The following is a 25,629-nucleotide window of genomic DNA, read 5'->3' as shown; positions in this document are numbered from 1 at the left end:
CAAGTGCAGACGGTGTGCGCCCACTTTCTCGCCGCCCTGCCCAAACAGGCTCACCTGCTCAACGCCAATTGCGGCAGCGGCGAAGATCTGGCGCATTTTCGCCAACTGGGCCATGTGGTGACCGCCTGCGAGCCCAGACTGGTACAAGCCAAGCTCGCCTCGCAACAAACCGGACAAGCGGTACGCGTCTGTCATATCGAGCAGATACATTCAGTGCTGCCCTATGACGGCATCTGGATCAGTGGCCAGTTTGGCCACCATGTTTCCACCCTTACCACCCAATTGCAGCGATTGGCAAGCCTGCTCAAACCGGGGGCTCTGCTGTGCATCCGTTTGCCACAAGATGATATGACCCAAGCAAGAGACAGGATTCAGCTGGTTATCGAGCAAACAAGCCTGCCATTAGTACCGACTCACTGTCAGCCCCCCTCTGCTATAGGGCAACCGCAAACCCTTCTCTACCTGCAGCGGATCCCGCAACCCATTCCCTAACGAATTAATTCATCACATATTTCCGGCAACTGAGTCCAAAGGGTTCCACTCGGTGTTTGTGGTGATTGACAATATTTAACTCGGAGATTTAACGAAATAGGCAGACATAGCACGGATTTAATGTTAAAAAAACACGATTAATATAGAAATTAAATAACAAACCAGACAATACATATTCAGGCGGATTTTATTATGAAACTTGTCCTCAAACTCATTGCTGGCATCCTTGCCGGCCTCTTGCTCGGTCTTTACGCCCCTGAGTGGGTGGCGCGCGTGCTGTTCACGGCCAAGACAGTCATAGGCCAGCTGATCACCTTCACCATCCCGCTCATCATCCTTTTCTTCATCATGAGCGGCATCGCCAGCCTGCCGAAAAACTCCGGCAAGCTGCTGGGCAAGACGGTTGCCCTCTCCTACGGCTCTACCATACTCGCGGGTCTGTTCGCCTTCACCGTGGCCAGCCACCTGATCCCGCAGCTGACCAGCGCCGCCGAGCCTACGGCAGAAACCGCTACCGAGCTCGCCTCCTACCTCAATCTGGAGATCCCGCCATTTTTCGGGGTGATGTCCGCTCTAGTCGCCGCCTTTGTGTTCGGCATCGGTATCAGTGCGACCCAGGCCACCGACCTGCGTAAAGTAGTCGATCAGGGCCGAGACATCATCGACCGCCTGCTGGCCAAAGTGATCATCCCGCTGCTGCCCATCTACATCGCCGGTGTTTTCGCCGAAATGACCGTAGTCGGCACTGTGTTCGCCACCCTGAAGACCTTTGGCGTGGTGCTGGTGATGGCCATCCTGATGCACTGGATCTGGCTCTCCGTACTCTTCATCGGTACCGGTCTGGCCCTTGGCCGCTCACCGCTCACCCTCATCAAGAACATGCTGCCCGCCTACTTCACAGCCCTGGGCACCATGTCCAGCGCGGCCACCATCCCGGTCGCCCTGCGCTCAAGCAAGAACAACGGGGTGAGCGAGGGGATCGCCAACTTCACCGTGCCTCTGTGCGCCACCATTCACCTGAGCGGCTCCACCATCACCCTGGTGACCTGCGCCACCGCCGTGATGTTCCTCTCCGAGCATCTGGCGATCCCGGGCTATGGCACCATGCTGCCTTTCATCATGATGCTGGGGGTGATCATGATCGCCGCACCGGGCGCACCAGGGGGGGCCGTGATGTCGGCTCTGGGCCTGCTCACCTCCATGCTCGGCTTTAGTGAGGCCTCCGTCGCCCTGATGATCGCCCTCTACCTGGCGCAAGACAGCTTCGGTACCGCCTGCAACGTGACCGGCGATGGCGTCATCGCCCTGTGGGCCGACCGTTTCGCCAATGGCAATGAAGCCACCGGGGTGACTCGCCAATCTGAAGCCGCGTAAGCAAGCGGCGAAAATCTCGACATGCCCCCACGGGCCCAAACTTCGGTTTGGGCCCGTGTTGTTTCTCCCTCTTCATGCATCTCTCTTCCCTCTTCGCAGCGACGTCATCCATGACGCAATCCGACAAAATAATTGGCATATGCTAATTACAGGCGTATAAATGGCATATGCCAATTAGGAGCCACCATGCCAAGACCCAAGATTGCCCGCCAGATCTGTGGCCGCCCCGCCAACAGCTGCTTCAAACCCAATGGCCGCCCCATGCACCAGCTGGAGCAAGTCGCCCTGGCGGCCGATGAATTCGAGGCCCTGCGACTGGTCGACCTGCAGGGAATGCAGCAGCAGGAGGCCGCGCAGGTGATGGGCGTCTCCCGCCAGACCCTGGCCAATATCCTGAAAAAAGGTCGTTACAAGGTGGTGGAATGTCTGAGCCTGGGCAAGGCGCTGATGATGCAGCCTGCCGAACCCGGCCACGAAATCAGTGGAGAAGATCGTGATGAACCATGAAACAACCCCCGGCAACAGTGCCATCATGCTGAGCCAGGGCTTGCTGGCCGGCCATTTCAGCCGTGCCGAACAGTTGCAAATCCTGGGCCCTGATGGAGCCGTACTGGCCACTCTGGCCAATCCGGCGGCCACGGCCGGATGCGGCGGCAAACAGGCGCTGCTGGCGACGCTGGCCGAACATGGCGTCGACCAGGTGATGGTGCGCAACATCGGCCAGCAGATGCTGGGCCGCCTGCTGGCTGCCGGCATCCGGGTCATGCAGTGTCGCTCGGGCCGTTTGCCCCTGCCTGCACTGCTGGCCTCCGCCAACTTGATACCGCTGACAGAGGCAAGTCAGGGCCGTCCGTCACGACACCATCAAGGTGCACCATCCATCCACGGGATCCGTCCCGCCGGCCAACAGTCGGGGGCACACGCCTGCCGGCGAAATAGCGGGGCGGCACATGGCCATTGCCGCAATACTCAAAACAAGGGCCGGGGAGTTGATCACCCCTGCTGCCACCACAGGGAGGGGAAATCATGTCAATCTGGCTGTTGAGCCTGCTCGCCTCATTTGTCCTTATCGTCGCCATGGGCACCATCATCTGGTGGCGTCAGTACAAGCTGGCACAAAAGCGGGGGGATAAAGAGGTACGCCCCTGCGGCTGCTCGAGTGCCTGCGCGGATCACCTGCATCAGATAAGCGAACCGCCGCCCAAATCCTGATGTCCCCAAGGGCCATCAAGGCACTGGCACTGGCACTGGCTGTATAGAGAAAGGAGAAGGGGGCACCTGACAGTGCCCCCTTTCATCATGCCGGATTGGCCTGCTCTACCGTTTTTCCGAGCGTGAAGGCCGGATCCTGATACTGCTGATGGATGGCAAGAAAGGCCGCTTTGTTATGTAGCGCCGCCGCAACACAAGCCGGGTCAAACTGACTGCCGGCATACTCTTCCAAATAATGAAAGGCCGTGTCGAAATCCCAGGGCTCCTTGTAGGGGCGTCTGCTGGTGAGGGCATCAAACACGTCGGCCACCGTTACTATTCGTGCGGCCAGCGGGATGGCCTCGCCGCTCAGCCCATAGGGATAGCCCGTGCCATCGAAGCGCTCATGATGATGGGTGATGATGTGCTTCAACATGTCGATGTGATGAATGCCGTCAAGGCCGAACTCCTTGATCATCAGCGCTATCATCTCCTCCCCCTTGAGGGTGTGGGTCTGCATGACAGCAAACTCCTCCGGTGTCAGCTTGCCCGGCTTGAGCAAGATGGCATCGGGCACCGCAATCTTGCCGATGTCGTGAAGCTCCGAAAAGAGATGAATGAACTCCACCTCTTCATCGTTAAGATCATGGCTCGGGGCCAGGGTCCTGGCGATCAGGCGGGCATAGGCCGACATCCGCCGCAAGTGGTTGGCTGTCTCCTCATCCCGATAGCGGCTGAACTCCCGCGCCGTGGTCAGAGCCCCGTTCAGGGTCTGAATTGAGAAAAACTCCACCGCTATGATGGCCGCCAGCATCTGGGCATAGGCTGCCAGCTCGTTGCACAGGGGAACACTGAAATAATCCGGCTCCCTGGCATCGCAGAACAGAAAGCCAAACAGCCTGTCATTGAACAGCAGCGGCTCGGTATAGCTGGAGGCAAACCCCGCCTCCAGCAGCTTGCGGCTGTGCTCCGCGGGGGAGCCTTTTAAGGATGCCAGGGTATCGAGCACGCGCGATTGCTGATGAGTGGCCAGATAATTCAGGGAAGGCACGTCGCTCAACTTGATCTCGTACTGCATCAGGGGAGAGGGGCCGTCGGTGCTGTGGCTGAATGTCTTGAGCTGATCCGTATGCTGATCGTAAATCGCAATGGCCACCCGGCTCAGCTTGTCAAAACGCTGGCGCAGGGTGGCGTGCATACTCTGCATGCGATCACCAAATGAGTTATCCATCCCTTCCCCCATCCCTTTATCTGCTGGAAGTATAGTGAATCTACTCTACTATCCCGGCTCAAATAATATATGACTCAACAAGATATCTGTGCCACCGGGTCGTCACGGGGAACGCGCACCGTGCCGTTATTACCCCGGACGACAGAGATAGTTCCGCTCCAGTGTGTCGGCTGTATAGTTTTTGGTTAGCCATTTAGGTAAAATCCGCGCCCTTGAAGTAAAGCCACCTAAGAGTGATTGAGCGATGTCCAACACAAAACAGGCCCCCAAAGTAGGATTCGTCTCCTTGGGTTGACCTAAGATCGCAAGACCAATCCACATCTAATACAGTCAGGCTTGTGCTAGCGGTATCCCATCACTTAGCGCCGGTTATAATCCAAAACAAGCTGAGGCTGGGTTAGGGAAGGTGCGAACAAGTCTGTGATATGAGATCATAATGTTCATCCGGAGCCGCATTTCCGAGGGCCATCATGAGTCATCAACTCACCTTCGCCGACAGTGAATTCAGCAGTAAGCGCCGTCAGACCAGAAAAGAGATTTTCTTGTCCCGCATGGAGCAGATTCTGCCATGGCAAAACATGGTGGAAGTCATCGAGCCGTTTTACCCCAAGGCTGGTAATGGCCGGCGACCTTATCCGCTGGAAACCATGCTACGCATTCACTGCATGCAGCATTGGTACAACCTGAGCGATGGCGCGATGGAAGATGCTCTGTACGAAATCGCCTCCATGCGTCTGTTTGCCCGGTTATCCCTGGATAGCGCCTTGCCGGACCGCACCACCATCATGAATTTCCGCCACCTGCTGGAGCAGCATCAACTGGCCCGCCAATTGTTCAAGACCATCAATCGCTGGCTGGCCGAAGCAGGCGTCATGATGACTCAAGGCACCTTGGTCGATGCCACCATCATTGAGGCACCCAGCTCGACCAAGAACAAAGAGCAGCAACGCGATCCGGAGATGCATCAGACCAAGAAAGGCAATCAGTGGCACTTTGGCATGAAGGCCCACATTGGTGTCGATGCCAAGAGTGGCCTGACCCACAGCCTAGTCACCACCGCGGCCAACGAGCATGACCTCAATCAGCTGGGTAATCTGCTGCATGGAGAGGAGCAATTTGTCTCAGCCGATGCCGGCTACCAAGGGGCGCCACAGCGCGAGGAGCTGGCCGAGGTGGATGTGGACTGGCTGATCGCCGAGCGCCCCGGCAAGGTAAGAACCTTGAAACAGCATCCACGCAAGAACAAAACGGCCATCAACATCGAATACATGAAAGCCCGCATCCGGGCCAAAGTGGAGCACCCGTTTCGCATCATCAAGCGGCAGTTCGGCTTCGTGAAAGCCAGATACAAGGGGCTACAGAAAAACGATAACCAACTGGCGATGTTATTCACCCTGGCCAACCTGTTTCGGGTGGACCAGATGATACGTCAGTGGGAGAGATCTCACTAAAAACCGGAAATAACGCCAGGAATGGCGAAAAAAACGGCCTAAATAGGCTAATTCGAGGTGTTTACGGGAGAACAATCGGCCCGGATCCGCGAAATTTTAATCAGCGAGCCAGCTTGGGAAGAAATGACCTGCTTATTCGCACTTTCCCTAAAGTAACCCTACATAGCAGCCATAGTGACAAACCAATTGAGGCTGTACTAAGCATCAAAGAAGGCCAGCTCATATGGTTATCAAATATCTCTGAAACCGAACTGCCACCAACAATTCCGAAATCAGCAACTCTTACTAAAAGCATACCAAACGGCCATGAATTTCGCGGTATCAAAAGCTGCAATACAAAAGGCACATAACAATGCACTCAAATCGTTCACTTCACTCACTGGGGCAGGCTAAAGCTGGCCCCTTAGCTTAATCGCTAGCCAATCGTTTTCCACTGGTTCTATCGCAAAGTTGACGAAGTAAACTAAAGTGTTGATGATGCTCAGGCATTAATTACGTTTAATTCAAACGTCATCACCCATTTTTTATCTATCAACATTGATATCCTCCCCCTTAAGTCTATTACCTTTTTGTTCATTTTGTTTTTTTGCTCAACACTCGCCTTTACATCAAAAACCTTATCAATCAACGTTTCATTTTCTCTCTTTATTTTATTTAGCAGTGTTAAATCAAGAAATTGAGTCGTCATCTCACTTATTTTACACACTGACAAAAATAACCCATCTATTGCCAGCACCAGCTCATCAACAATCAAATGAATTTCTTTTTTATATCAAATTCATCCATAGCAAACCCTTTTAGCTTTTGGGGGGTTATCGAAAAATAACCGATATAGCGAATGGTGAAAACATGTACATTAACGCCATCCGCCCCACCAGTCCACAAACGATTAGACAACTACACCTTAAAGCCCTTAGATATGGCATATAGTTTGCCTGCCAAGTCAGCCAACTCTGCACAAGCCTGATTCATTTGTTCCGCACCAGAAGAAACCTCATCAGATGCATTACTAATATTGATAATATTTCTATTCAATTCTTGACTAACTGTAGCCTGTTCCTCTAGTGCCGCCGCTATTTGAGCATTCATCTGTGATGTTACCGAAATAGATTGAACTATATCATTTACCGATACATTAATTGAGTTTGCATCTTTAGATATAGCCTCGATCATACCATTACTCTGCTGCATAGAGCTGCTAGCGTTTGATGTTTCGGATTGAAACTCACTTACTATCTTATTTATCTGAGCTGTTGAATCTTGAGTTCTCTTTGCTAAAGTTCTTACCTCGTCAGCGACGACAGCAAACCCACGCCCCTGCTCACCAGCGCGAGCGGCTTCGATGGCTGCATTCAAAGCCAACAAGTTTGTTTGCTCTGCAATATTTTGAATAACCTCAACTACTATACTAATATTGCGGCTGTTAACACCTAGTTGCTCTATAGCTTTTGATGTGGATGTAATTGTTGACATGGCACCATTAACCGTCTCATGCGCACGCCCAACCGTATTTAAACACTCAACAGACAACGAGTTCATTTCCTCTGATGTATTAGCTGCCTCCTGTGTGTTTCTGGATGTTTCATCTATCGTCGCTTGCATCTCATTCATTGCTGTTGCTAGTGATGCCAAATCAACTTGTTGTTTTTTCATATTGCTTGATGACTGTGATGATATAGCACTAACTTCTTCTGCTGCTGCGCTAAGTTGAGATATAGCTTGAGATAGCTCACTTACCATATGGTATAAATTAGCTCTCATTGTAGAAAAAACATCAGCCAAGGCACCAATCTCATCATTTGAGAATATTTTTTTATTGATATTCTTTGTCAGATCACCAGATGAAATAAACCCGGCCTGCTCAACCAAATAATCCATTGGCTTTTTAATTTTAACATAGAGAAGTTGAGAGATAATCCCTGCTATGAGCAACGCGACAACACAAATTGAATAATTTATGATTTCAGATTTTTCCTCTTCCTCCTTGGCAGTAGAATTTAACTCAGCCGCCACCTGCTGATTGAATTTTATGATATCAGCCATCTTACTTGCAGCTGGTTTTAACAATTCCCACTGTTTTACCATTACAATATCATATAAACCTTCTGGTTCTATATTTTGATTTATATATGAATTTAACAATGATATAACCATGTCATTGCCAGACAAGTATTTACCTATTAAGTGTCGGAATTCTTCAGCGTCAGCATCCTCTCTCTGTGAATATTTTTCAGACGAATATGGCAATTCTTCATATACAGCATCAATTTCAGCGTATTTTTTTCTAAAGAGTTGCATCTGATTTAGTAAATTTGATATTTCAGATTTATTTCCATTCATTTGGTGAATTAGAATGTTTAATTCAATTTGACGAATTGTCCCCAATGTGCTATCAATTGATGAAGATACTTGAATAGATGGAAGCACCGCATCATTTAAAGTAGACACTCTTTCTCCCATCGAATGAAGGGAAGCAAACGAAACCCAAGACATAATGAGTATAGCAACAATTAAGACAAAAAAGGACATCCTAATTCTCACGCCCAAGCTAATAAATTTCTGCATATGTCACCTTATATAATTGTTACTCATAACCGTCGATTGCCAAATGATAGCTATCAAACGGTGTTACGTACGCTGCCAACGCCTTTGCTAGTCCCTTCCCTCAGAATTTCAATCTCTACGCACATAGCTTAGTCAAATTAGCATGTTCCTTAACCTGTAGGACAAGACCATCAACAATACCGTGCACAATCAAAATTCATTTTTTTAACACTACCTTTACCTTTCCTACAGTCACAATATTGGTAAGCCATGAGAAATTGCGGCATTGTGCGTACATTTATTATCATCGGCCACGTACAGCTTTTCTATAGCTTATTTGATAATACTTCCAATCAGTTGAAATGGTGCCTTTCTATAAAGGCACCAATCACTTTCTCGTGGAGCTCAACGGAACGAGAGAAGCAGATGGTCTTGCGAGATGCGCGTTCTGAGCATCAGGTTGTTACGCTCGATACGCTGGGTGAATATCTTCCCGGTCAGATGTATCTCACTCGGCACATCTCTGGCGTAACTCCCCCAGTCATCGCTGGTGATAAAACCAATCTGGAACGGAGAAAGTAGGCTCAGCAAGCGGCGGCATATCTCATCGCTGCGTGGGCCAAAGGTATATGCCACGACTTGTTTTCTCCTTGGTATGAGGTCTCCTGACAAGATCGGACAGTCCCGGATCAAGCAGCCTGAGCCGTTCTCCAATACCTCTTGTTATACTCCGCCGGGCTGACATTGCCAAGCCGTGAATGCCGACGTTGGCGGTTGTAAAAAATCTCTATGTATTCCTGAATCGCTGCCTTGGCCTCCGCTCTCGTCTTGAATCTATGGTGGTGAACCAGTTCATTTTTAAGAGCCCCCCAGAAGCTTTCTATCGGGGCATTGTCGAAGCAGCTCCCCTTGCGTGACATGGAGGTCTGCATGCCAAATTGTACCTGGAGAGCCCGGTAAGCCTTGGCACAGTACTGACTGCCCCGGTCTGTGTGATGAATAAGCCCAACGGGTGGCCTCTTCTGCTGCACAGCCCGAAACAGCGCCTGATTGACCAACCCAGTGGTCATTCGTTCTCCCATCGCATAACCCACTATCTCACAGGTAAACACATCCTTGAGACCAGCCAGATAAAGCCAGCCTTCGTCGGTGGCGATATAGGTGATATCACCGGTCCAGACTTCGTTGGGCTTCGTCGGCGCAAAGACCTGACCAAGGAGATTATCCGCCACAGGCAGGGAATGAGCAGAATGGGTTGTCGCCTTGAATTTGCGCTTTTGTTTGCAAGACAACCCCATTTCACGGCGCAATCGCCCAATCCGGTCCCGCCCAGCGTAAAATCCTTCGGCGGCCAACTCAGCTTGTAAACGCGCTGCGCCATAAGTCTGGCGCGTCTTGCTGTGAGCAGCCCGAATGGCGACCTTGAGTCGTTCATCTTCTTGTTGGCGCTGTGACGGTGGACGCTGGCGCCAGTGGTAGAAGCCCGCACGAGAGACCTCCAGCACACGACAGATAACGGAAATGGGATAGAGGTCCTGCTGCTTGACTATCCACGCGTACTTGGCAGTGACTCCTGAACAAAGTACGCAGCTGCCTTTTTTATGATGTCGCGCTCCATGCTGGCTTGCGCGAGAGCTTTGCGTAGCCGGGCCACTTCAGCCTCCAGCTCGGCGACAGAACGCGCTCCGGGAATGGCCGATGTATCCTTTCCTCCTTTGGCTGCGACCACCCAGTTGCTCAGTGTGCATTTGGCAATACCCAACCTTCTTGTGGCGGCTTCAGCTTGGCTTAGGCCTTGCTCCAATACCAGTCGAACCGCCTCTGCCCGAAACGCTGGTGAATAGTGTTCTCTCGATTTCATGCAATACCCCCGATTGTCTCATCGTAACAATCGGGACTGTCTGTGAAAATCAGGATACCTCAAGCTACACGCGACGCGCCGTATCCCACAGCCATGAAGCGATAACCCAGCTAACCTGAACGCTTATTTTTAGGCGATTAAATACACCTTAAGCTCAAAAAACAACCTAAAAACTGGTGAGGTTCACAAACGTGGAAAATTCAGATGAATCTGACAGAGCGGTCAATATAAGAGACAACTATCAACAAATAAGTTATTAGTGTAATGGAGGCGTATTAGTAATTGATAGACATGAGATTATGGTTACGTAATGTCATTTCGTGACATGCGTTAGGGAAAGTGCGAACAAGTATCCCACGAACAAAAAATGAAAATTTTAGTCATTTAATATCAATGGGTTACCAGTAAATGCTCTCGTGCCATATGACTTATTCGCACCTTCCCTAAGCGAGGGAGGTGAGTTTTAGAGGTTTGATGAAGAGTGTGCATCCTTGCTATCTTTTCTCATGTTTGTTCGAAGCAGTAGTACTATGCCAGTCTTTTGAGTACAAAAAAATAGATTATTGTATGACATATGTCTAATTTAAGTGGATTACTCTGCCCTCTAAATAAAGATGCTGAACGTTACACGAAGTTAGCGCCTGTACGAGTGTGAAAAATTGGTGCTTATCCAAGCCAAAGCTAATGAAAAAAGTGAGAATAGGGGAGATCTCAGTCTCCCCCTGATGACCCCTTACTGAGTTATGTTAAAGCCGTAGCAGCGCTTGAGCTCCTCGAAGTCGTAGTAGTGGCTGCCGCTTTGGTAGGGCTGGCAGCCGGTTTTAAAGGCGATCTCTTTTTCGTTGTAGAGCATCTTGACCAGCACCTGCCGCTGTCTGTTCTGATAGATATCCCACTGAATATTGGCGGTATAGGGGGAGACCCAGCCGCCGCGCCACTCGTTGTTCTGCTGGCTGAACAGCTGATCCGGGCTGGCCCCCTGACGGCTACCTTCCAGTTTCATCAGGGCGGCGAGGGGGATAATGGCTTCGGCGTGGGCAAAGCGCAGGGTGGCCCGTCGGCTCTGCTCGCCTTCCACCACCTGACGTTGCACCTCGCCAAACAGGCCGTCGAGCAGCGGCTGGGCAATGGCGTAGGGGGCGCTCTGGTTGGCAAAGCTCGGCCCCTTTTCGTAGAAATCTTCCGCATCGGAGAGGTAGGAGAACCAGGCCGACTCCTCCGGAGTGAGGAACTGCTCCAGCGCCCAGGGTTCGCTGCCCTGTGCCTGCGCTTCGCGGATCATGCCGGGGCCGATGATAAAGAGGTTGTAGAGCATCAGGGCGGCATCCACTTCGTCGCGCACATAGGTCATGCCGCCATCCTCCGGGTTGACGGCGACAAACTCGACACCGCCCGCCAGATAGTCGACAAAGTCCTTACTGTAGATACGCTCCAGCATGCTGCGGGCCATCTCTTTGGTCTTGCTCAGGTTCTTAAGCTGATCCAGCGCCTTGGCCAGCTCGGGGGCCGGGGCTATCCCGGCATCCTCGTCGCCGATAAAGCGCTGGTAGCTCTCATAGGCGGGCAGGTAGTGGGCGTAATCCCCCTCGGGCGTAGTCTTGTGGAAGTAGAGCTCGAACTTGTTGACCAGCTTTTTGTCGATCTTCGAGGGGTCATCCTGCGTGAGGTAACACTGCGCCGAGTCGCTGACATAGTTCACGTCGCGCTTGAGGCTCTCCATAAAGTAGAAGGCGCTTTCGTTGGCCCTGTCCTTGCCCGAGGTGACCACCTTGATGCAGTGGGGCTCGCTGCTGTTGAGCAGGGTCGGTAGCCGCACCGCCAGTCGGGTAGCGAGATTGGCGTGCTCCTCCTTGCCCAGCGCCGAGAGTAGGCCATAGCCCAGTTTCTGGTTGGCGGCCGTCACCAGATCGACCTTGCCTCCCAACCCCAGCCCGAGGGTGGTGAGCGCCCCCTGACGGTGCGCCTCTTCCCATACCAGCTTGGTCAGCACGTCATATTTCGGGCTGGAAAGTGAACGTGAGCCGTGGCGCGCCACCATCTCGGTAAAGACCGGGCTGAACCCTTGAGGTGCTGGCTCGTAGCTCTCTGCCTGCTGCTGCGGGCTGTAGACCGCTTTGGTGCTGTATTGATAGGCTGTTTTGCCTTGGCTGTCGGCAGACGATTCGTTCTCTGACTGGCAGCCGCCAAGCAAGACCAGCGAGACGGCCAAAGCTACATAAGAAGAGCGCGGGAAAGTCATGATAATCCTTATCTATCGTTATGAAAAAATAAGTGAAATATCATAGGAGCCATTAATGACAGTTAGATGTCGTTTTCAGCAGTAGCTCCAGTCTGCTGCCATCGATAATCTCGCTGATTTTGTGTCGCGGGCAAGCAGCGCAATGCCACAAATGAGCCGAATTGACACCACATTCGGCTCGCAATATGAGCCGATAATAGCCCTCATTCGGCTCATTCCACAACTCACAGGGCTGGTCTACTGGGTGTCGGAGAGGCTCGGGGCGAGAATGGACTCTTGGACAGTGCCACTTACTAGGTTATGATTTGTCTCGGCTGACCAGCCAGACTTTCGCACGAGTCAAAATGGTTACTACTCTCAAGCCACATGATCTCAACCTCAAATCCTCACCTTGGATGGATTAAACGTGCGATGTATACCCCAGGGTAGGACTAGGAGATTGGATCATGACCATCAAAGCTTTCGTCCACACAACCCAGCTTGAGCTCAAAGATGTACTAGGCATCTCCCTCAAACGTAGTCATATCTACGAGATGATTGCTGCGGCCTATGGCTACAGTACTTACGCGTCATTGCAAGCTGATGCGATTCTGCTCAGTAATACGAAATGGCAGGTTGCGTTGGATGTAAGTGCAATTGAGGCTAGAGCTAATATTCTGGGTATTAGTATTCCTGAGCTTGCCGCTCAGAAATTGGCCACATCGTTAGTGCAGGCGGGTATTATAAGCCTACGTGTAAGAGAGATTTTAAGGCGTCGTGTTAACGACGATGACATGACTAAGCATGGTCAACTTCCTCCTAATTCGACTACTGCTAGCCGCTTTAGCTCCTCAGACCATTATGCTGGGGAATTAATGAATATGTTTAAACAGAATGAATTTAATTCGCCATTAGGGAAAGTGCGAATAAGCAGGTCATTTCTTCCCAAGCTGGCTCGCTGATTAAAATTTCGCGGATCCGGGCCGATTGTTCTCCCGTAAACACCTCGAATTAGCCTATTTAGGCCGTTTTTTTCGCCATTCCTGGCGTTATTTCCGGTTTTTAGTGAGATCTCTCCCACTGACGTATCATCTGGTCCACCCGAAACAGGTTGGCCAGGGTGAATAACATCGCCAGTTGGTTATCGTTTTTCTGTAGCCCCTTGTATCTGGCTTTCACGAAGCCGAACTGCCGCTTGATGATGCGAAACGGGTGCTCCACTTTGGCCCGGATGCGGGCTTTCATGTATTCGATGTTGATGGCCGTTTTGTTCTTGCGTGGATGCTGTTTCAAGGTTCTTACCTTGCCGGGGCGCTCGGCGATCAGCCAGTCCACATCCACCTCGGCCAGCTCCTCGCGCTGTGGCGCCCCTTGGTAGCCGGCATCGGCTGAGACAAATTGCTCCTCTCCATGCAGCAGATTACCCAGCTGATTGAGGTCATGCTCGTTGGCCGCGGTGGTGACTAGGCTGTGGGTCAGGCCACTCTTGGCATCGACACCAATGTGGGCCTTCATGCCAAAGTGCCACTGATTGCCTTTCTTGGTCTGATGCATCTCCGGATCGCGTTGCTGCTCTTTGTTCTTGGTCGAGCTGGGTGCCTCAATGATGGTGGCATCGACCAAGGTGCCTTGAGTCATCATGACGCCTGCTTCGGCCAGCCAGCGATTGATGGTCTTGAACAATTGGCGGGCCAGTTGATGCTGCTCCAGCAGGTGGCGGAAATTCATGATGGTGGTGCGGTCCGGCAAGGCGCTATCCAGGGATAACCGGGCAAACAGACGCATGGAGGCGATTTCGTACAGAGCATCTTCCATCGCGCCATCGCTCAGGTTGTACCAATGCTGCATGCAGTGAATGCGTAGCATGGTTTCCAGCGGATAAGGTCGCCGGCCATTACCAGCCTTGGGGTAAAACGGCTCGATGACTTCCACCATGTTTTGCCATGGCAGAATCTGCTCCATGCGGGACAAGAAAATCTCTTTTCTGGTCTGACGGCGCTTACTGCTGAATTCACTGTCGGCGAAGGTGAGTTGATGACTCATGATGGCCCTCGGAAATGCGGCTCCGGATGAACATTATGATCTCATATCACAGACTTGTTCGCACCTTCCCTTAATATTAAACCGTCTCAGGTAAAACAATCAACACTTAAAATAAATAAAGCATTAATTTTCATTGCGAGTGATAGTGCATTAATTAATTACTACATTAAGTAATGCCTGTAGTAATAATTCTATTCACTACTTATCACATATGAATTGCGAAAGTCGATTTAGGGAAAGTGCGAACAAGTATCCCACGAACAAAAAATGAAAATTTTAGTCATTTAATATCAATGGGTTACCAGTAAATGCTCTCGTGCCATATGACTTATTCGCACCTTCCCTAGAGCTGAGCGGCTAGCACCTTTCTAAAACTAACATGTCTGCGTGATGCTTTAATATTCAGTATGAATCTTTATTACTTAGTATGATATGAGACTTCATTACTCTCAGACACCACCTTGCGTTTTCTTACCTACTTACTCATGGCTGCACTCTAGGTCCCAGAGCGCACCAAACCAAGCAGGTGGTTATGGTGTTCTGACCACTCGCGGAGGCCATATGCGTGTTCTGGAAGCATTTAGAATCAACAGCGATGGATAGTAGTTATCTACTCCATCGCCATATCTGAACTAGTAGCGACCCTAGAGGGCTGAACTATTGAGGATGTTCCGAATCGTGGTATCAGGAAACAACGCTAGGATCATCAGCAAGCTGCGATTCATTTTGCCGGTCGCAATCAACGGCAGTACTGGACTGCTTGATGTAGGTCTCCCGCACATGCTGGCGGCCGAAGATGGCTTGAAGACTTAGAGGCAGAACTCGTAACCGAGGCCCCTGTCGTTGATGAGCGCATCATCTTCATCTCTCAGGAAAAGACACAAAATATCGTGCATTGAAACCTAATATGGCAGGTCAAAAAATACACACATCACTTCTTCCTCTTTCCTGCTCATCAGGTATAATCCGCCATCTTTTTTTGCATCAGTGACCAGCGACCCCCTATGACTGTCAACCGTTTTGACCCCAGCTCAGACAGCCTGACGCCTGCAACCACGCAGGCTCAGCCATTGGACAACCAACCTGTCCAACAAGCGACTTCCAGCATTATTAGGTCTCATCCCCCAAGGATTGGTTTTGTGAGCTTGGGATGCCCTAAAGGTTAAAAGATTACAATCCAAAAGCCACCCCCACCCCCGCCTGACGGCTGCAATGACAAACCCCTTTCTAATAGGCTGCAATGCTGGACAAATGGCGTCAGGGTCATATGGAGCCGCTAGTGATTTTGAAATATCGCGGCGCATTTCTTGTTCCGCATGACGATAAATAAACGGATTTTATAGGTATCAAAAAACGAATGTTAAATGATACCAACGGATCACCCGTCCATCTAGTATCAACAAAACAGCTTGAACAATTGATGATACCACTACATAATGATACCAGATTAGTTGATACCAAGGTTTAGGGGGATATTATGGGTGGTCGTGTTTTCGGTTACGGTCGTGTGTCTACTGTAGAGCAAACATCGGAGAACCAGTTGCTGGCGATACGTAATGCTGGTTATGAGGTTCAGGATAGCCGTTGGCTGTCTGAGGTGGTATCGGGCAGCGTAAGCGCTATGGAGCGGCCTGTATTCTCTAATCTCGTTCTGAACAAGCTGGAAGAGGGGGATACGTTGGTTGTGTTGAAGCTGGACAGATTGGGAAGGGACAACATAGACGTTCAGAACACTGTCAGCATGTTGTGCGAGAAGGGCATTAAGTTAGTTTGTTTGGATCTTCCAGTCAGTAACTTGTCCAGTCCAGAAGGCAAGCTGATGCTGCAATTGATGGGCGCTTTTGCTGAATTTGAAAGGAATAGGATTAGAGAAAGAACAACCGAAGGATTAGCAAGAGCCAAGGCGGAAGGGAAGAAGCTGGGGAGGCCCGAGGCAACAGGGACAACAGAGCAGGTGCAGAAGTGTAAAGCGGATGGATTAAGCCAGAGCGAAACAGCCAGGGCGTTGGATGTTGGGATTGCAACCGTTAAACGCCATTGGAACAAAACGATTTAAAACAACAACTTAAAAATTTATGAATATTCAGAGGGCTGCCGTCATGGTGGCCCTTTTTGTTTTCTCAATGTCAAAAAATGCAATGTAACTATCTGATTTTACTGTTATTTATAAGGATTTAATGTGACAACCATAAAGCGCTCAAGCCAGTATCTATACGGGTTGCAGAGCTGCCCAGATATTAAATAAAAATTATTTTTAAATGTTTCCGCCAGAGTGGAAAACGCACTTTGTCTAACAAGAGCAATGCAATTCCACTTGGATCGATGTAAGATACTATTTTTTAATCAACAAAGGAATTGCATGACAATGAGAGTATTAATTCTAATGGCAAGCATACTACTATCGGGTTGCGGTCCGTCTGTGGATGTGCTTGGTGGGAACGTTAGAGGGTCAATGCAAGAAGTTTTTGATACAAATCAACAATATAAATCTTATGGCCTTAAGGTTGAGAAAGTCACTCTAGTTCACGAGCAAGGAAATAAATATAAGGGGAGTGCGATAGTCATATACAAGGGCAATGCTCATAATGTTATGATTAATGTAACTGCCGACGATAATAATGTCGTTTGGGAAGCTCCTCCAGGTGCCCTATTGTTTATCTTTCAATCTGAATTAGATAAACTATTAAATCCCTCGGCAGAAGATAAAGAAGCAGAAAGAGCTGCATTTGCAAAAGAAATGGCGGCGGATTATGAGGCAATCGAGAAGGAAATTTTACGAGAACAACAGAGATTAAAGGAAGTTCTATCACAAAATTAAAAAATAAACTGGGGCTCCTTTATTTAGAGCCCCTTATTTTTACTGGAAAGAACAAATTCTGGCTGAAATTTTACTACGCCCCACAATCATCATATATACATTCATCCATTGTGGCACAGTCTCATTCACTTTGTGAATTCGCCCGCGGTAACTCCCGTTGGGATAAAAAAGGTTTTTGGGAGCCTTGGGAACTTGGGAACCATGACAGCAAATCATTGAATTATAAGGTGATTGTGAATTTTAGGTTGGGAACCACATTGGGAGCCCAGCGGGAACCTGATTGGGAACCGGATAGACACATACAATAAAGGCCGCCCGAAGGCAGCCTGTTAGAATGAGTACTCATCAATTTTTTGGAAACACTTGGTATTTAACCATTTGGCCGCATCTGCGGGGATTGTATCCTTATGAATCCAGTACGAAGAACGAGAGGGCGCATTCTTAATCTTCTTCTGAACAAAACCTCTCTCTGTGAGCTTTGATTTAATGAGGTCTTTAGGTTCATCAAAGGCACTGTAAAGCGTTGCTGGAGCGAAGGCCAACTGTCCCTCTAACCACACATCCAAGGCTTCTTCTAAGACGCTCTGAGAGGCCCCTATCATGCTCTTCAATGTCTCGGTCTGGTGGATCCGCTTGTGATGAAATCCGTCAAGGCTGTATGACCTGAAATAATTGTAAACAACATCAAGGCCACCAGCATCTAACCAATCTTCCAGAGAGTCGATAAGGCTTTGTGTCTCTTCTCGGGATTCTGAGTGCTCAATCCTTCTCGGGACGTACCAGCGGCGTTCATCGGGGTCGAGCCGGAGGGGTCGGTATTCATTGCTGGCAAAAATTATCCGGCTGAAAATTTCAACTGTTCTTTCGGCCTCATACTTCTTCTCTAACACTACATGAGATTCGGAAAGAATGCTCTTGAGCTCAGTCATGGTTGCGTCAGATTTGCTTTTAGCATCGTCCAGCATTACCAGCATGGACTCTTCCAAGATCCCCGAGAATTGACCTGTAAGGCGCTTAAAGGAGTTGATGAGTTTTGTTTGCTTACACAGTAGCGGCGTTAATATCGAGTGGAACAGAAAGCCCTTGCCAGTGCCAGTGTCAGACGTTAACAGTAGGTGCCAACTCGGTCGCTGTTCTGGCCTTTGGAACATGTGGGCGAGCCACTGAGTGACAATGTGGCGCTCTTCGGGTTCAGGGAACATGCGAGACATGAAGGTTTCAAAAGGGGTGCCAACTATATCAGACTGGGTTGTACTGGTGGGCTCGTAAGCCTTGAAAGTGTTGAGTCTTGTCAGCCCTGACGGCTGGGGAATGTGCAGAGGTGCATTTGGTCTGAATGCTGTTCCAGAGACAAAAGAAAGACGCTTCTGTAGTTCGAGAAAGAGGTCTTCAGGGATACTGTTTTTGTCGATATTGTTCTGATTGCACCAGTGACAATAGAGAGGCGTCACGGAATGATAACCGAAGTAGTCGTGATCCTTAGTACTGTAGAGTTCAGGGCCGTTAGTACGGTTGACGAACACGAACCCACGGGAGTGAAGGGATTGAGCAAAGCTGTCGATTAGTTGTTGGTTTTGTTGGTTGTCTTGCATTGATTCTCCTGATAACTGGATAATAGCTTTAGCAGCTCTGCTGCTGGTACGTTTGTCACAAGCTGGCGCAAAAAGGACTGAGCAGACTTATTTGTCGATTGCATAATAACTTTAAGGTTCTCATCAGCTCTTCGGCCAAGCTCAAGCTCAAGACGCATAATTTCATCTCCATTGAATTTAAATTAAAATAATTTGGCAGCCATGAACAATATAATATCTAGCTGCCAAAAACAAGATATTTATCAAGAGAGCAAGAAAGATTTGAGTTTTGCTCTGATTTCTTCTTGTTCTTTTCTGGCTGCTTGCGCTGCTTTCTGTGCAGTCTCTTCGGCGGCTTCCTGCATCAATTGTTCAATACGACCATTAATTTCAGATTCAATTTCTTTGTTATATTGAACTTCAGCCTCTTTTTCTAATGTCTTTAACTCATCTTGCAATACAGAATCTGGCTTAATAAGGCGAACTCGAACAAACCCTGAACCACTACTATGATAACTGTATGCTCCAAGTTCATATCGATAACCATTAAGAATTTTTTCCTGTAACTGTGCCACAAGTAAATGACCATGATCGAGAATCTCAATGTAATTAACATGGCGGTCTTTCATATCTTCAATGCGGCGTTGCAACTCTTGAGGATCGGGTTTGCATTGTTCTTTAATACTGATTAGATACTTTTGGAGTTTAGGATCAAGTTTGGTTTGTTGGGTCATTATTCCTCTTGGTGAATTCAAAGGTGATTATTAGGATAAAAAATAAATTATCGAATGGAACACTACGAACTTGTAGTATCCTCATGAATATATAAGTTGTATATAGAAAAATTTATTCTGGCAGGTAGTGATATTCTGGCGCCCCACAATTCCACGTTTTCTTAATTAGAAGGTGAGATTCAAAGCGGTCGAGAAGTACAGTTAAATTAGGGTGATTAATGTTACCCATTCTTTCATGAATGTCGCGACGGGAGACAATGGGGCCGTCATTAACCAAAATTTGTAGGAGTTTAAGTTGGGGTTGTGTGCAGCGCAAACCGTGTGATTTCAAAATAAGTTTTAGCTTTGTGAGCTCTTGTTTAGCATTGGTCATCGAACCTCTTATAGGTATGGATTAAATAATAAAAAGGGGCACCAAAGGAACCCCCATAAAATTACAAGAATGTTATAAAACCATCTATGTAACTATTATATATATTAACATATTTTCATAAACTTTTCAATAGTTGCAACTGTTATTTTTAATATATTTTTTACTTTCGTGCTTTTAGTTCTTTATTTAAAACTGGTGTGAAACGTGACAATATCGGTTGCATTTTCGACCACAACTTTTCCTCTAACTCATTGATTTTAAATGTTAAACCACCAAGTTTATTTAGGGTTGCCGGATCTATGGTGGCACGTAGCCTTTCTATTTCATTAAGGTCTTGTGCTGATGGTTCAAACAGAGTTGAGGGGAAAGATGGCTCGGCTACAGCCGTTGGTGCGATGTTAGGATCCCCACTATAAACAACAAAACTATTATCCTGTGATTCAAAGGCTATCGTGTAAGTTTTATCGTCTTGCTTATCTAAATAGACATTGGCAAATAAATTTCTGATTGTCTCCCGCAATTCTTGGCGATTCGGGTGCTTAATGTCATTGATGATTTGTTCTGTTAGATTATCAAATAAAAATTCGACAATTTGTTCGACCGTCTGTTCTCTACTTGTTTTCAAGGCTGCAATTTCAGTCACTTTCTTCAATTCAAGTGTAATTGTTTCACGTTGTGATTGAAGATTGCGGAGGTTTGCAATAGTAGAATCAAGATTGATTCCTGCACCAATGACAGCTTCAAAGTTTGAAATTTGAGTATTGATGTTTAATAATATTTCATTTAATTCTGTAATTTTATGTTGGTATTGGTCACTGTTAGACATTCCCTTTAGTTTTAAATCAATGAAATTTTTTAGCAATGGGAACACCAGTAACCTTTCTGCAATCGTGCCGTCCATACTCCACGGCACACAACCCTTCTGGGCCTTCCCTGTCTCACACACATATCTAATTTTATTTCTGTGAGTAAAGAAACTCATAGGGCCACGGCATTTAGCACACCGTAAGATATTCAAGCCAGATAATAAGGATATTGTGTTATACTGCTTATTGCACGTTATTTTATTGTTTTCTTTAATACTTTTTAGGTTTATGAAATCTGACTCAGATATTAAAGGAGGGTAATAATTGTTTAATGTATATTTTTTGCTTTGAATGTTTATGACACGCTGACCAAACAAAGCGGGATTGTCCCGCATCTTTCTGAGTGCGGTAATGCTCCAGCCTTCGGCCCTAATGGTGCCATGTTTATTTTTATATTTTAGTGCTGGTGGACATTGGTAGTTTTCGTTTAGATAATTGCAAACACGATAAGAACCCCAGCCTTGCATGAACAACTCTACAGCCTTCTTTGCTGCTGATGCGTATGTGGCATGTAGCCTGATTGGTTCGTATTGTGAGCCACTGTCATCGATCCAGAACGGATGTTTTCCGGCTGATTTAATGTTGACTGGTAAACCCGAATTGTGACGGTCTATCAGTGCTAACACATTCCGGTTCGTTCTATCTGCCTTCGTCTTTGATTCTTCGTGTGCCCTGCTAAACAATAGAATAGAGAGCATAAGATCCAACGGATTATCATTGTTTATACTCTCAGTTTTATAGATCCGGCCATCGGAACCTGTGACGATGGTTAAGCCAAGGCGCAACAGTTTTAAAAATAATTCTTGAGAGTTTGTGATAGCTTGGCGGGATAATCTATCTAGGTTTTCTACATACAACCACGAATCCGAAGGGATAGCGCCATCCTCAACGGCTGCAATGAATGCACCTAAAGCACCCTGTGACGCATTTGCGCCACGGTATGCACTGACACCACTATCTAAGACTTCAATGAAGTTTAAACCGTGTTCTAATGCGAACTGACGGGCTTGTGATACCTGTCGGGCATGGCTTGTGCCCTGTCCCTGCTTCTCTGAACTCCAACGAATATAACTGTATAAATTTTGGCCTTTGTGGTTTTGTACCATTCCTGTAAAATCCCGCGCCTTATAGACATGATGCAATGTGAGCTCTCCCCTTAATGACTAACACAAAACACGCACCCAAAGTAGGCTTTGTTTCTTTAGGTTGCCCCAAAAACCTGGTCGATTCCGAGCGCATCCTGACCCAGCTGCGTACCGAAGGGTACGACGTGGTGCCCAGCTATGACGATGCCGAGCTGGTCGTCGTCAACACCTGCGGCTTTATCGACAGCGCGGTGCAGGAGTCTCTGGAAGCCATCGGCGAAGCCCTGGCCGAAAACGGCAAGGTGATCGTCACTGGCTGCCTTGGCGCCAAAGAGAACCAGATCCGCGAGATCCACCCCAAGGTGCTCGAGATCACCGGTCCCCACGCCTATGAAGAGGTGCTGGGCCACGTTCACAAATACGTGGAGAAGCCGCAACACAACCCCTTTACCAGCCTGGTGCCGGCCCACGGCGTCAAGCTGACCCCCCGTCACTACGCCTACCTGAAGATTTCCGAAGGCTGCAACCACCGCTGCACCTTCTGCATCATCCCCTCCATGCGCGGGGATCTGGTGAGCCGCCCCATCGGCGAGGTACTGGCCGAGGCCAAGCGCCTGAAAGAGGCCGGCGTGAAGGAGATCCTGGTCATCTCCCAGGACACCTCCGCCTACGGCGTCGACGTCAAGCACCGCACCGGCTTCTACGACGGCATGCCGGTCAAGACCAGCATGGTCGCCCTGTGCGAAGAGCTGGCCAAGCTCGATATCTGGGTGCGTCTGCACTACGTCTACCCGTACCCGCACGTGGATGACGTCATCCCCCTGATGCGCGATGGCAAAGTATTGCCCTACCTCGATATCCCGCTGCAGCACGCCAGCCCGCGTATCCTGAAGCTGATGAAGCGCCCCGGCACCGTCGAGCGCACCCTGGAGCGGATCCAGAAGTGGCGCGAGATCTGCCCCGAGATCACCCTGCGCTCCACCTTTATCGTCGGCTTCCCGGGCGAGACCGAGGAAGACTTCCAGATGCTGCTCGACTTTATCGACAAGGCGGAGCTGGATCGGGTCGGCTGCTTCAAGTACAGCCCGGTGGAAGGGGCCAAGGCCAACGAACTGCCGGATCCCGTACCCGAAGAGGTACAGGAAGAGCGCTTCCAGCGCTTTATGGAGCTGCAACAGCAGGTCTCCATCCGCAAGCTCACCCGCAAGGTCGGCCAGGAGATGACCATCATCATCGACGAAGTGGATGAAGAGGGTGCCACCGGCCGCTCCGCCGCCGATGCCCCCGAGATCGACGGTCTGGTCTACCTCAACGGCGAGACCAGCCTCAAGCCCGGCGACATGGTCAAGGTTCGTATCGACGAAGCCGATGAATATGACCTGTGGGCCAGCCTGATCGGCTAACCCCCTCTCACAATAAAAAAGCGCCCTCGGGCGCTTTTTTATTGCCTGACTATCGGTGGTAATCCAATAGGATTGTGACCTAATGCGACAGTCATCCAAGACGAAGCCAAGAAATTTCTCACATCAAGGCCGGTAACCAGATACCACTTTGCCCATCGAGCTCCACCGATAACCACTCTCGCCAGCCATCAACGAGCAAATAATCACCAGCTGATAACTTATTTATTGATCCCTGGCCGGTTTTTATCGACTCCCTGTTTTGCTCCCCCACCGTCTTGGTTAACATGACCCACTTGGCAACCATTCTTGCAGAGACACATCTGTGCAACCGTTTAGCCATCCACCACATCGCCGGATGACCACAGCAGGCTGGAGGCTGTAATCCACGGGCGGTAGCGTGGGCTTTGCTTCCAGCAAACAATATGAATTCAAACCTAAATACCAAATAATTATTTAAATAATTAGCAGTGATATAACCTTCATTAAAAGGTGGGTAGCTCATAATGAAAATAGATACCAACAACATTAAAGATGTTGATTTAAAAAACCATCTTCATTTTAAAATCGTCATTGTCGGGACTTCAAATAGAAAAGGTAGTGGGAGAAATAATTGCTCTGGCTATAACATCAACAAACATATATTCAATGGGATGTCTGTTGACGAGTATCAAAATATGATTATTGAAAACTTCTCTAAGAGTGATCCTCAATACTCTTTAACCAAACACTTAAAATATGATATTGAAAAAGGTTTTATTGAGCTTCATGGAATATAAACCTTAGTTCGCAATGAACATTTTTACATATTTTAAATAAGTTTAAATTAATTCTTCCTTTTCATTAAAGACAGGGCCGTTTTTGTGAAAAAACAGAACTTTAATATCGCCGTATATATAGACATGGAAAATGTCTCATCTCTCGACTTTATCCTTGAAGATTTAATGAATTCTTTATTAAGTTCAGATGAAGGATTAAATAGTATTTTTGCAATAAAATCAGCATATGGTAACCAGTCTACGTCAAAAAAGACGCTAAAAGAACAAATCATAAACCATAACTTTACGATTTTGGATACACCAAAAATAGGAACAGAGAAAAATAGAGCTGACCTTTTTATCAGCTTAGATGCTTTTGAAACATTATATTTAGGAAACCCACAAATTGATCGCTATTGTTTTCTTACTAGCGATTCTGATTTCACTGTCATTGGTGATAGGCTAAGGAAATTTGGAAAAGAGGTTTGGTTAATTTGCAAGCGTAAGGATAAAGATAGAGCAATTCTTGCTAAATCTTTTGACAACCTAATTTTTCTAGAGGATTTTTCAACTAAAAACACTATTAAGATTGAAAATAAAATTGAGCGATTGTTTGTCGCTGCGATCAAAAACATTAATAGAGATAAATTACCTACAAATGTTTCCATCGCAAATTCTAGTATGAAAACTATAGATCCAAGTTTCGATATTTCTAAAACAGAATATAAAGTATTCATGAATTTAGTCAGAGAAATGAGTAAAAATGGGTACATAAAATATGATTCTCTCCCATCAGGCTTAAATCGTCTCACGGAAATATTAATTTAAGAGAACCAGCTGACCATAACGATAATAGACAAGGATCCCGCCGTTATGTTTGAGTACGTCGAAAAACTACAAGCGCGCATCGCTACCATGGTCAGCCAGAACGAAGCCGGGATCCGGCAGGCGGCCCACTGGTTTAGCGAGGCCATCGTTCACAACAAGATGATCCATATGCTGGGCACCGGGCACTCCCATATGGTCGGGCTGGAGGGGTTTATCCGTGCCGGTGGCCTTTGCAATATCAACGCCGTGCTCGACTCCACCGTCACCACCGCCGATGGTGCCCTGCGCAGCTCGGCGCTGGAGAAGCTGCCGGGGCTTGCCGCCATCCTGTGGGAGGAGCAGCCGATTGCGCCGGGGGACCTGATGGTGGTCATCTCCAATTCGGGTCGCAACGCTCTGCCCATCGAGTGGGCCCAGCTTGCCAGAGCGCGCGGCCACAAGGTGATCGCTATTACCTCAGTGGCGCAATCGGCGCAAAACCCGAGTCGTCACCCTTCTGGCCAGAAACTGATGGAGCTGGCCGATCTGGTACTGGACAACTGCGTGCCGCCGGGCGATGGCCTGTGCGAAGTCAATGATCGGGTCACCGGCGCCTTCTCCTCCATCTCCGGCATGGTGCTGATCAATACGCTGGTTGTCGAAGCGCAGAAACTGGCACTGGCACAAGGAGTCACCCCGCTTATTTTCTCCAGCCAGAATGTGGATGGCTTTAATAACGATGATGTTTACCGCCATTTCCAAGGGCGATTGAAGTCGATGTAAAAATCTATATATAGATTTTTTTAAATTAA

The 25,629-nt window shown here is 48.4% G+C and carries 25 protein-coding genes and 1 pseudogene; 13 read left to right on the top strand and 13 right to left on the bottom strand.

Annotated features, from left to right (window positions below):
• Positions 1 to 12 precede the first annotated feature (12 nt).
• The 5 genes from MRK42_RS06515 to MRK42_RS06495 all read left to right on the top strand — a co-directional run bounded on the left by MRK42_RS06515 (position 13) and on the right by MRK42_RS06495 (position 3,078).
• On the top strand, positions 13 to 492 hold the full coding sequence (locus tag MRK42_RS06515) for a methyltransferase domain-containing protein (protein ID WP_268855168.1): 480 nt from the start codon (positions 13 to 15) through the stop codon (positions 490 to 492).
• Positions 493 to 684: 192 nt separating this feature from the next.
• The gene (locus MRK42_RS06510) at positions 685 to 1,866 is read left to right on the top strand and encodes a dicarboxylate/amino acid:cation symporter (protein WP_042024873.1); all 1,182 of its coding nucleotides are present in this window, start codon (positions 685 to 687) and stop codon (positions 1,864 to 1,866) included.
• A 186-nt stretch (positions 1,867 to 2,052) separates the two neighbouring features.
• A complete protein-coding gene (locus tag MRK42_RS06505) occupies positions 2,053 to 2,373 on the top strand; it encodes a DUF134 domain-containing protein (RefSeq protein ID WP_061475563.1) in 321 nt (106 codons plus the stop codon).
• Positions 2,363 to 2,911: a NifB/NifX family molybdenum-iron cluster-binding protein gene (locus tag MRK42_RS06500; protein ID WP_224211323.1), complete on the top strand. Its 549-nt coding sequence runs from the start codon at positions 2,363 to 2,365 to the stop codon at positions 2,909 to 2,911. Before MRK42_RS06505 ends, MRK42_RS06500 begins: the two co-directional genes overlap by 11 nt.
• The gene (locus MRK42_RS06495) at positions 2,893 to 3,078 is read left to right on the top strand and encodes a hypothetical protein (protein WP_338611977.1); all 186 of its coding nucleotides are present in this window, start codon (positions 2,893 to 2,895) and stop codon (positions 3,076 to 3,078) included. The genes MRK42_RS06500 and MRK42_RS06495 overlap by 19 nt, the downstream gene beginning before the upstream one ends.
• An 85-nt stretch (positions 3,079 to 3,163) precedes the next feature.
• Here the strand turns inward: MRK42_RS06495 and MRK42_RS06490 are convergent, their stop codons facing one another.
• Entirely contained in the window at positions 3,164 to 4,288 is a 1,125-nt protein-coding gene (locus tag MRK42_RS06490) for an HD domain-containing phosphohydrolase (protein WP_061475564.1), read from the bottom strand.
• A gap of 470 nt (positions 4,289 to 4,758) precedes the next feature.
• On the opposite strand from MRK42_RS06490, the gene MRK42_RS06485 reads away from it, so the two are divergent.
• Positions 4,759 to 5,739, top strand: coding sequence for an IS5-like element IS5 family transposase (locus MRK42_RS06485; RefSeq protein ID WP_279458731.1), 981 nt, complete (start codon positions 4,759 to 4,761; stop codon positions 5,737 to 5,739).
• A gap of 481 nt (positions 5,740 to 6,220) precedes the next feature.
• Here MRK42_RS06485 and MRK42_RS06480 read toward each other — a convergent pair whose 3' ends face one another.
• The 6 genes and pseudogenes from MRK42_RS06480 to MRK42_RS06455 form a co-directional block, all read right to left on the bottom strand.
• Positions 6,221 to 6,493 carry a hypothetical protein gene (locus tag MRK42_RS06480; RefSeq protein WP_201883592.1) on the bottom strand — a complete coding sequence of 91 codons (273 nt, stop codon included), beginning with the start codon at positions 6,491 to 6,493 and terminating at the stop codon, positions 6,221 to 6,223.
• Positions 6,490 to 6,636: a hypothetical protein gene (locus MRK42_RS06475; protein ID WP_155395910.1), complete on the bottom strand. Its 147-nt coding sequence runs from the start codon at positions 6,634 to 6,636 to the stop codon at positions 6,490 to 6,492. Before MRK42_RS06475 ends, MRK42_RS06480 begins: the two co-directional genes overlap by 4 nt.
• Complete coding sequence (locus MRK42_RS06470; RefSeq protein WP_252657435.1) at positions 6,637 to 8,304, bottom strand: methyl-accepting chemotaxis protein; 1,668 nt, start codon at positions 8,302 to 8,304, stop codon at positions 6,637 to 6,639.
• A 332-nt stretch (positions 8,305 to 8,636) separates the two neighbouring features.
• A pseudogene (locus MRK42_RS06465) lies at positions 8,637 to 8,922 on the bottom strand (IS1 family transposase); the annotation flags it as partial.
• A 50-nt stretch (positions 8,923 to 8,972) separates the two neighbouring features.
• A protein-coding gene (locus tag MRK42_RS06460) for an IS3 family transposase (protein ID WP_252657436.1) occupies positions 8,973 to 10,144 on the bottom strand; the annotation gives its coding sequence in 2 pieces (ribosomal slippage) (positions 8,973 to 9,871 and positions 9,871 to 10,144; 1,173 coding nt in all).
• Positions 10,145 to 10,877: 733 nt separating this feature from the next.
• Positions 10,878 to 12,383 (bottom strand): histidine-type phosphatase, encoded by a 1,506-nt coding sequence (locus MRK42_RS06455; RefSeq protein ID WP_266141289.1) that lies wholly within the window; start codon positions 12,381 to 12,383, stop codon positions 10,878 to 10,880.
• A 446-nt stretch (positions 12,384 to 12,829) separates the two neighbouring features.
• Here MRK42_RS06455 and MRK42_RS06450 point away from each other — a divergent pair, with 446 nt between their 5' ends.
• Positions 12,830 to 13,324, top strand: a complete 495-nt coding sequence (locus tag MRK42_RS06450; protein ID WP_354688928.1) for a hypothetical protein — start codon at positions 12,830 to 12,832, stop codon at positions 13,322 to 13,324.
• 100 nt (positions 13,325 to 13,424) lie between these two features.
• On the opposite strand, the gene MRK42_RS06445 is transcribed toward MRK42_RS06450, so the two are convergent.
• Positions 13,425 to 14,405 carry an IS5-like element IS5 family transposase gene (locus tag MRK42_RS06445; protein WP_279458731.1) on the bottom strand — a complete coding sequence of 327 codons (981 nt, stop codon included), beginning with the start codon at positions 14,403 to 14,405 and terminating at the stop codon, positions 13,425 to 13,427.
• A gap of 1,477 nt (positions 14,406 to 15,882) precedes the next feature.
• Between MRK42_RS06445 and MRK42_RS06440 the strand changes: the two genes are divergently transcribed.
• Both MRK42_RS06440 and MRK42_RS06435 read left to right on the top strand, forming a co-directional pair.
• Positions 15,883 to 16,461, top strand: a complete 579-nt coding sequence (locus MRK42_RS06440) for a recombinase family protein (RefSeq protein WP_325768184.1) — start codon at positions 15,883 to 15,885, stop codon at positions 16,459 to 16,461.
• 303 nt (positions 16,462 to 16,764) lie between these two features.
• Positions 16,765 to 17,223: a hypothetical protein gene (locus MRK42_RS06435; protein ID WP_354688927.1), complete on the top strand. Its 459-nt coding sequence runs from the start codon at positions 16,765 to 16,767 to the stop codon at positions 17,221 to 17,223.
• A 329-nt stretch (positions 17,224 to 17,552) separates the two neighbouring features.
• Here MRK42_RS06435 and MRK42_RS06430 read toward each other — a convergent pair whose 3' ends face one another.
• From MRK42_RS06430 to MRK42_RS06415, 4 genes are all read right to left on the bottom strand, one after another.
• Positions 17,553 to 18,815 (bottom strand): primase-helicase family protein, encoded by a 1,263-nt coding sequence (locus MRK42_RS06430; RefSeq protein ID WP_338611975.1) that lies wholly within the window; start codon positions 18,813 to 18,815, stop codon positions 17,553 to 17,555.
• Complete coding sequence (locus MRK42_RS06425; RefSeq protein ID WP_338611974.1) at positions 18,785 to 18,973, bottom strand: hypothetical protein; 189 nt, start codon at positions 18,971 to 18,973, stop codon at positions 18,785 to 18,787. Before MRK42_RS06425 ends, MRK42_RS06430 begins: the two co-directional genes overlap by 31 nt.
• Positions 18,974 to 19,057: 84 nt before the next feature.
• Entirely contained in the window at positions 19,058 to 19,528 is a 471-nt protein-coding gene (locus MRK42_RS06420) for a hypothetical protein (protein WP_338611973.1), read from the bottom strand.
• 533 nt (positions 19,529 to 20,061) lie between these two features.
• Positions 20,062 to 21,909, bottom strand: coding sequence for a recombinase family protein (locus MRK42_RS06415; RefSeq protein ID WP_354688926.1), 1,848 nt, complete (start codon positions 21,907 to 21,909; stop codon positions 20,062 to 20,064).
• A gap of 17 nt (positions 21,910 to 21,926) precedes the next feature.
• Here MRK42_RS06415 and rimO point away from each other — a divergent pair, with 17 nt between their 5' ends.
• On the top strand, positions 21,927 to 23,255 hold the full coding sequence (gene rimO / locus MRK42_RS06410; RefSeq protein WP_338611970.1) for a 30S ribosomal protein S12 methylthiotransferase RimO: 1,329 nt from the start codon (positions 21,927 to 21,929) through the stop codon (positions 23,253 to 23,255).
• A 118-nt stretch (positions 23,256 to 23,373) separates the two neighbouring features.
• Here the strand turns inward: rimO and MRK42_RS06405 are convergent, their stop codons facing one another.
• Positions 23,374 to 23,757, bottom strand: a complete 384-nt coding sequence (locus MRK42_RS06405; protein ID WP_338611969.1) for a hypothetical protein — start codon at positions 23,755 to 23,757, stop codon at positions 23,374 to 23,376.
• Position 23,758: 1 nt separating this feature from the next.
• Between MRK42_RS06405 and MRK42_RS06400 the strand changes: the two genes are divergently transcribed.
• The 3 genes from MRK42_RS06400 to MRK42_RS06390 all read left to right on the top strand — a co-directional run bounded on the left by MRK42_RS06400 (position 23,759) and on the right by MRK42_RS06390 (position 25,600).
• On the top strand, positions 23,759 to 24,031 hold the full coding sequence (locus tag MRK42_RS06400; protein ID WP_058060093.1) for a hypothetical protein: 273 nt from the start codon (positions 23,759 to 23,761) through the stop codon (positions 24,029 to 24,031).
• A gap of 84 nt (positions 24,032 to 24,115) precedes the next feature.
• Complete coding sequence (locus MRK42_RS06395; protein ID WP_139407916.1) at positions 24,116 to 24,838, top strand: NYN domain-containing protein; 723 nt, start codon at positions 24,116 to 24,118, stop codon at positions 24,836 to 24,838.
• Positions 24,839 to 24,883: 45 nt separating this feature from the next.
• Entirely contained in the window at positions 24,884 to 25,600 is a 717-nt protein-coding gene (locus MRK42_RS06390; RefSeq protein WP_338611968.1) for an SIS domain-containing protein, read from the top strand.
• The last annotated feature ends 29 nt before the right edge of the window (positions 25,601 to 25,629 follow it).

The sequence above is a fragment of the Aeromonas sp. 19NY04SH05-1 genome, assembly GCF_040581895.1.
Taxonomy (GTDB): domain Bacteria; phylum Pseudomonadota; class Gammaproteobacteria; order Enterobacterales; family Aeromonadaceae; genus Aeromonas; species Aeromonas enteropelogenes.
This window is presented reverse-complemented; position numbering and strand designations above follow the sequence as displayed.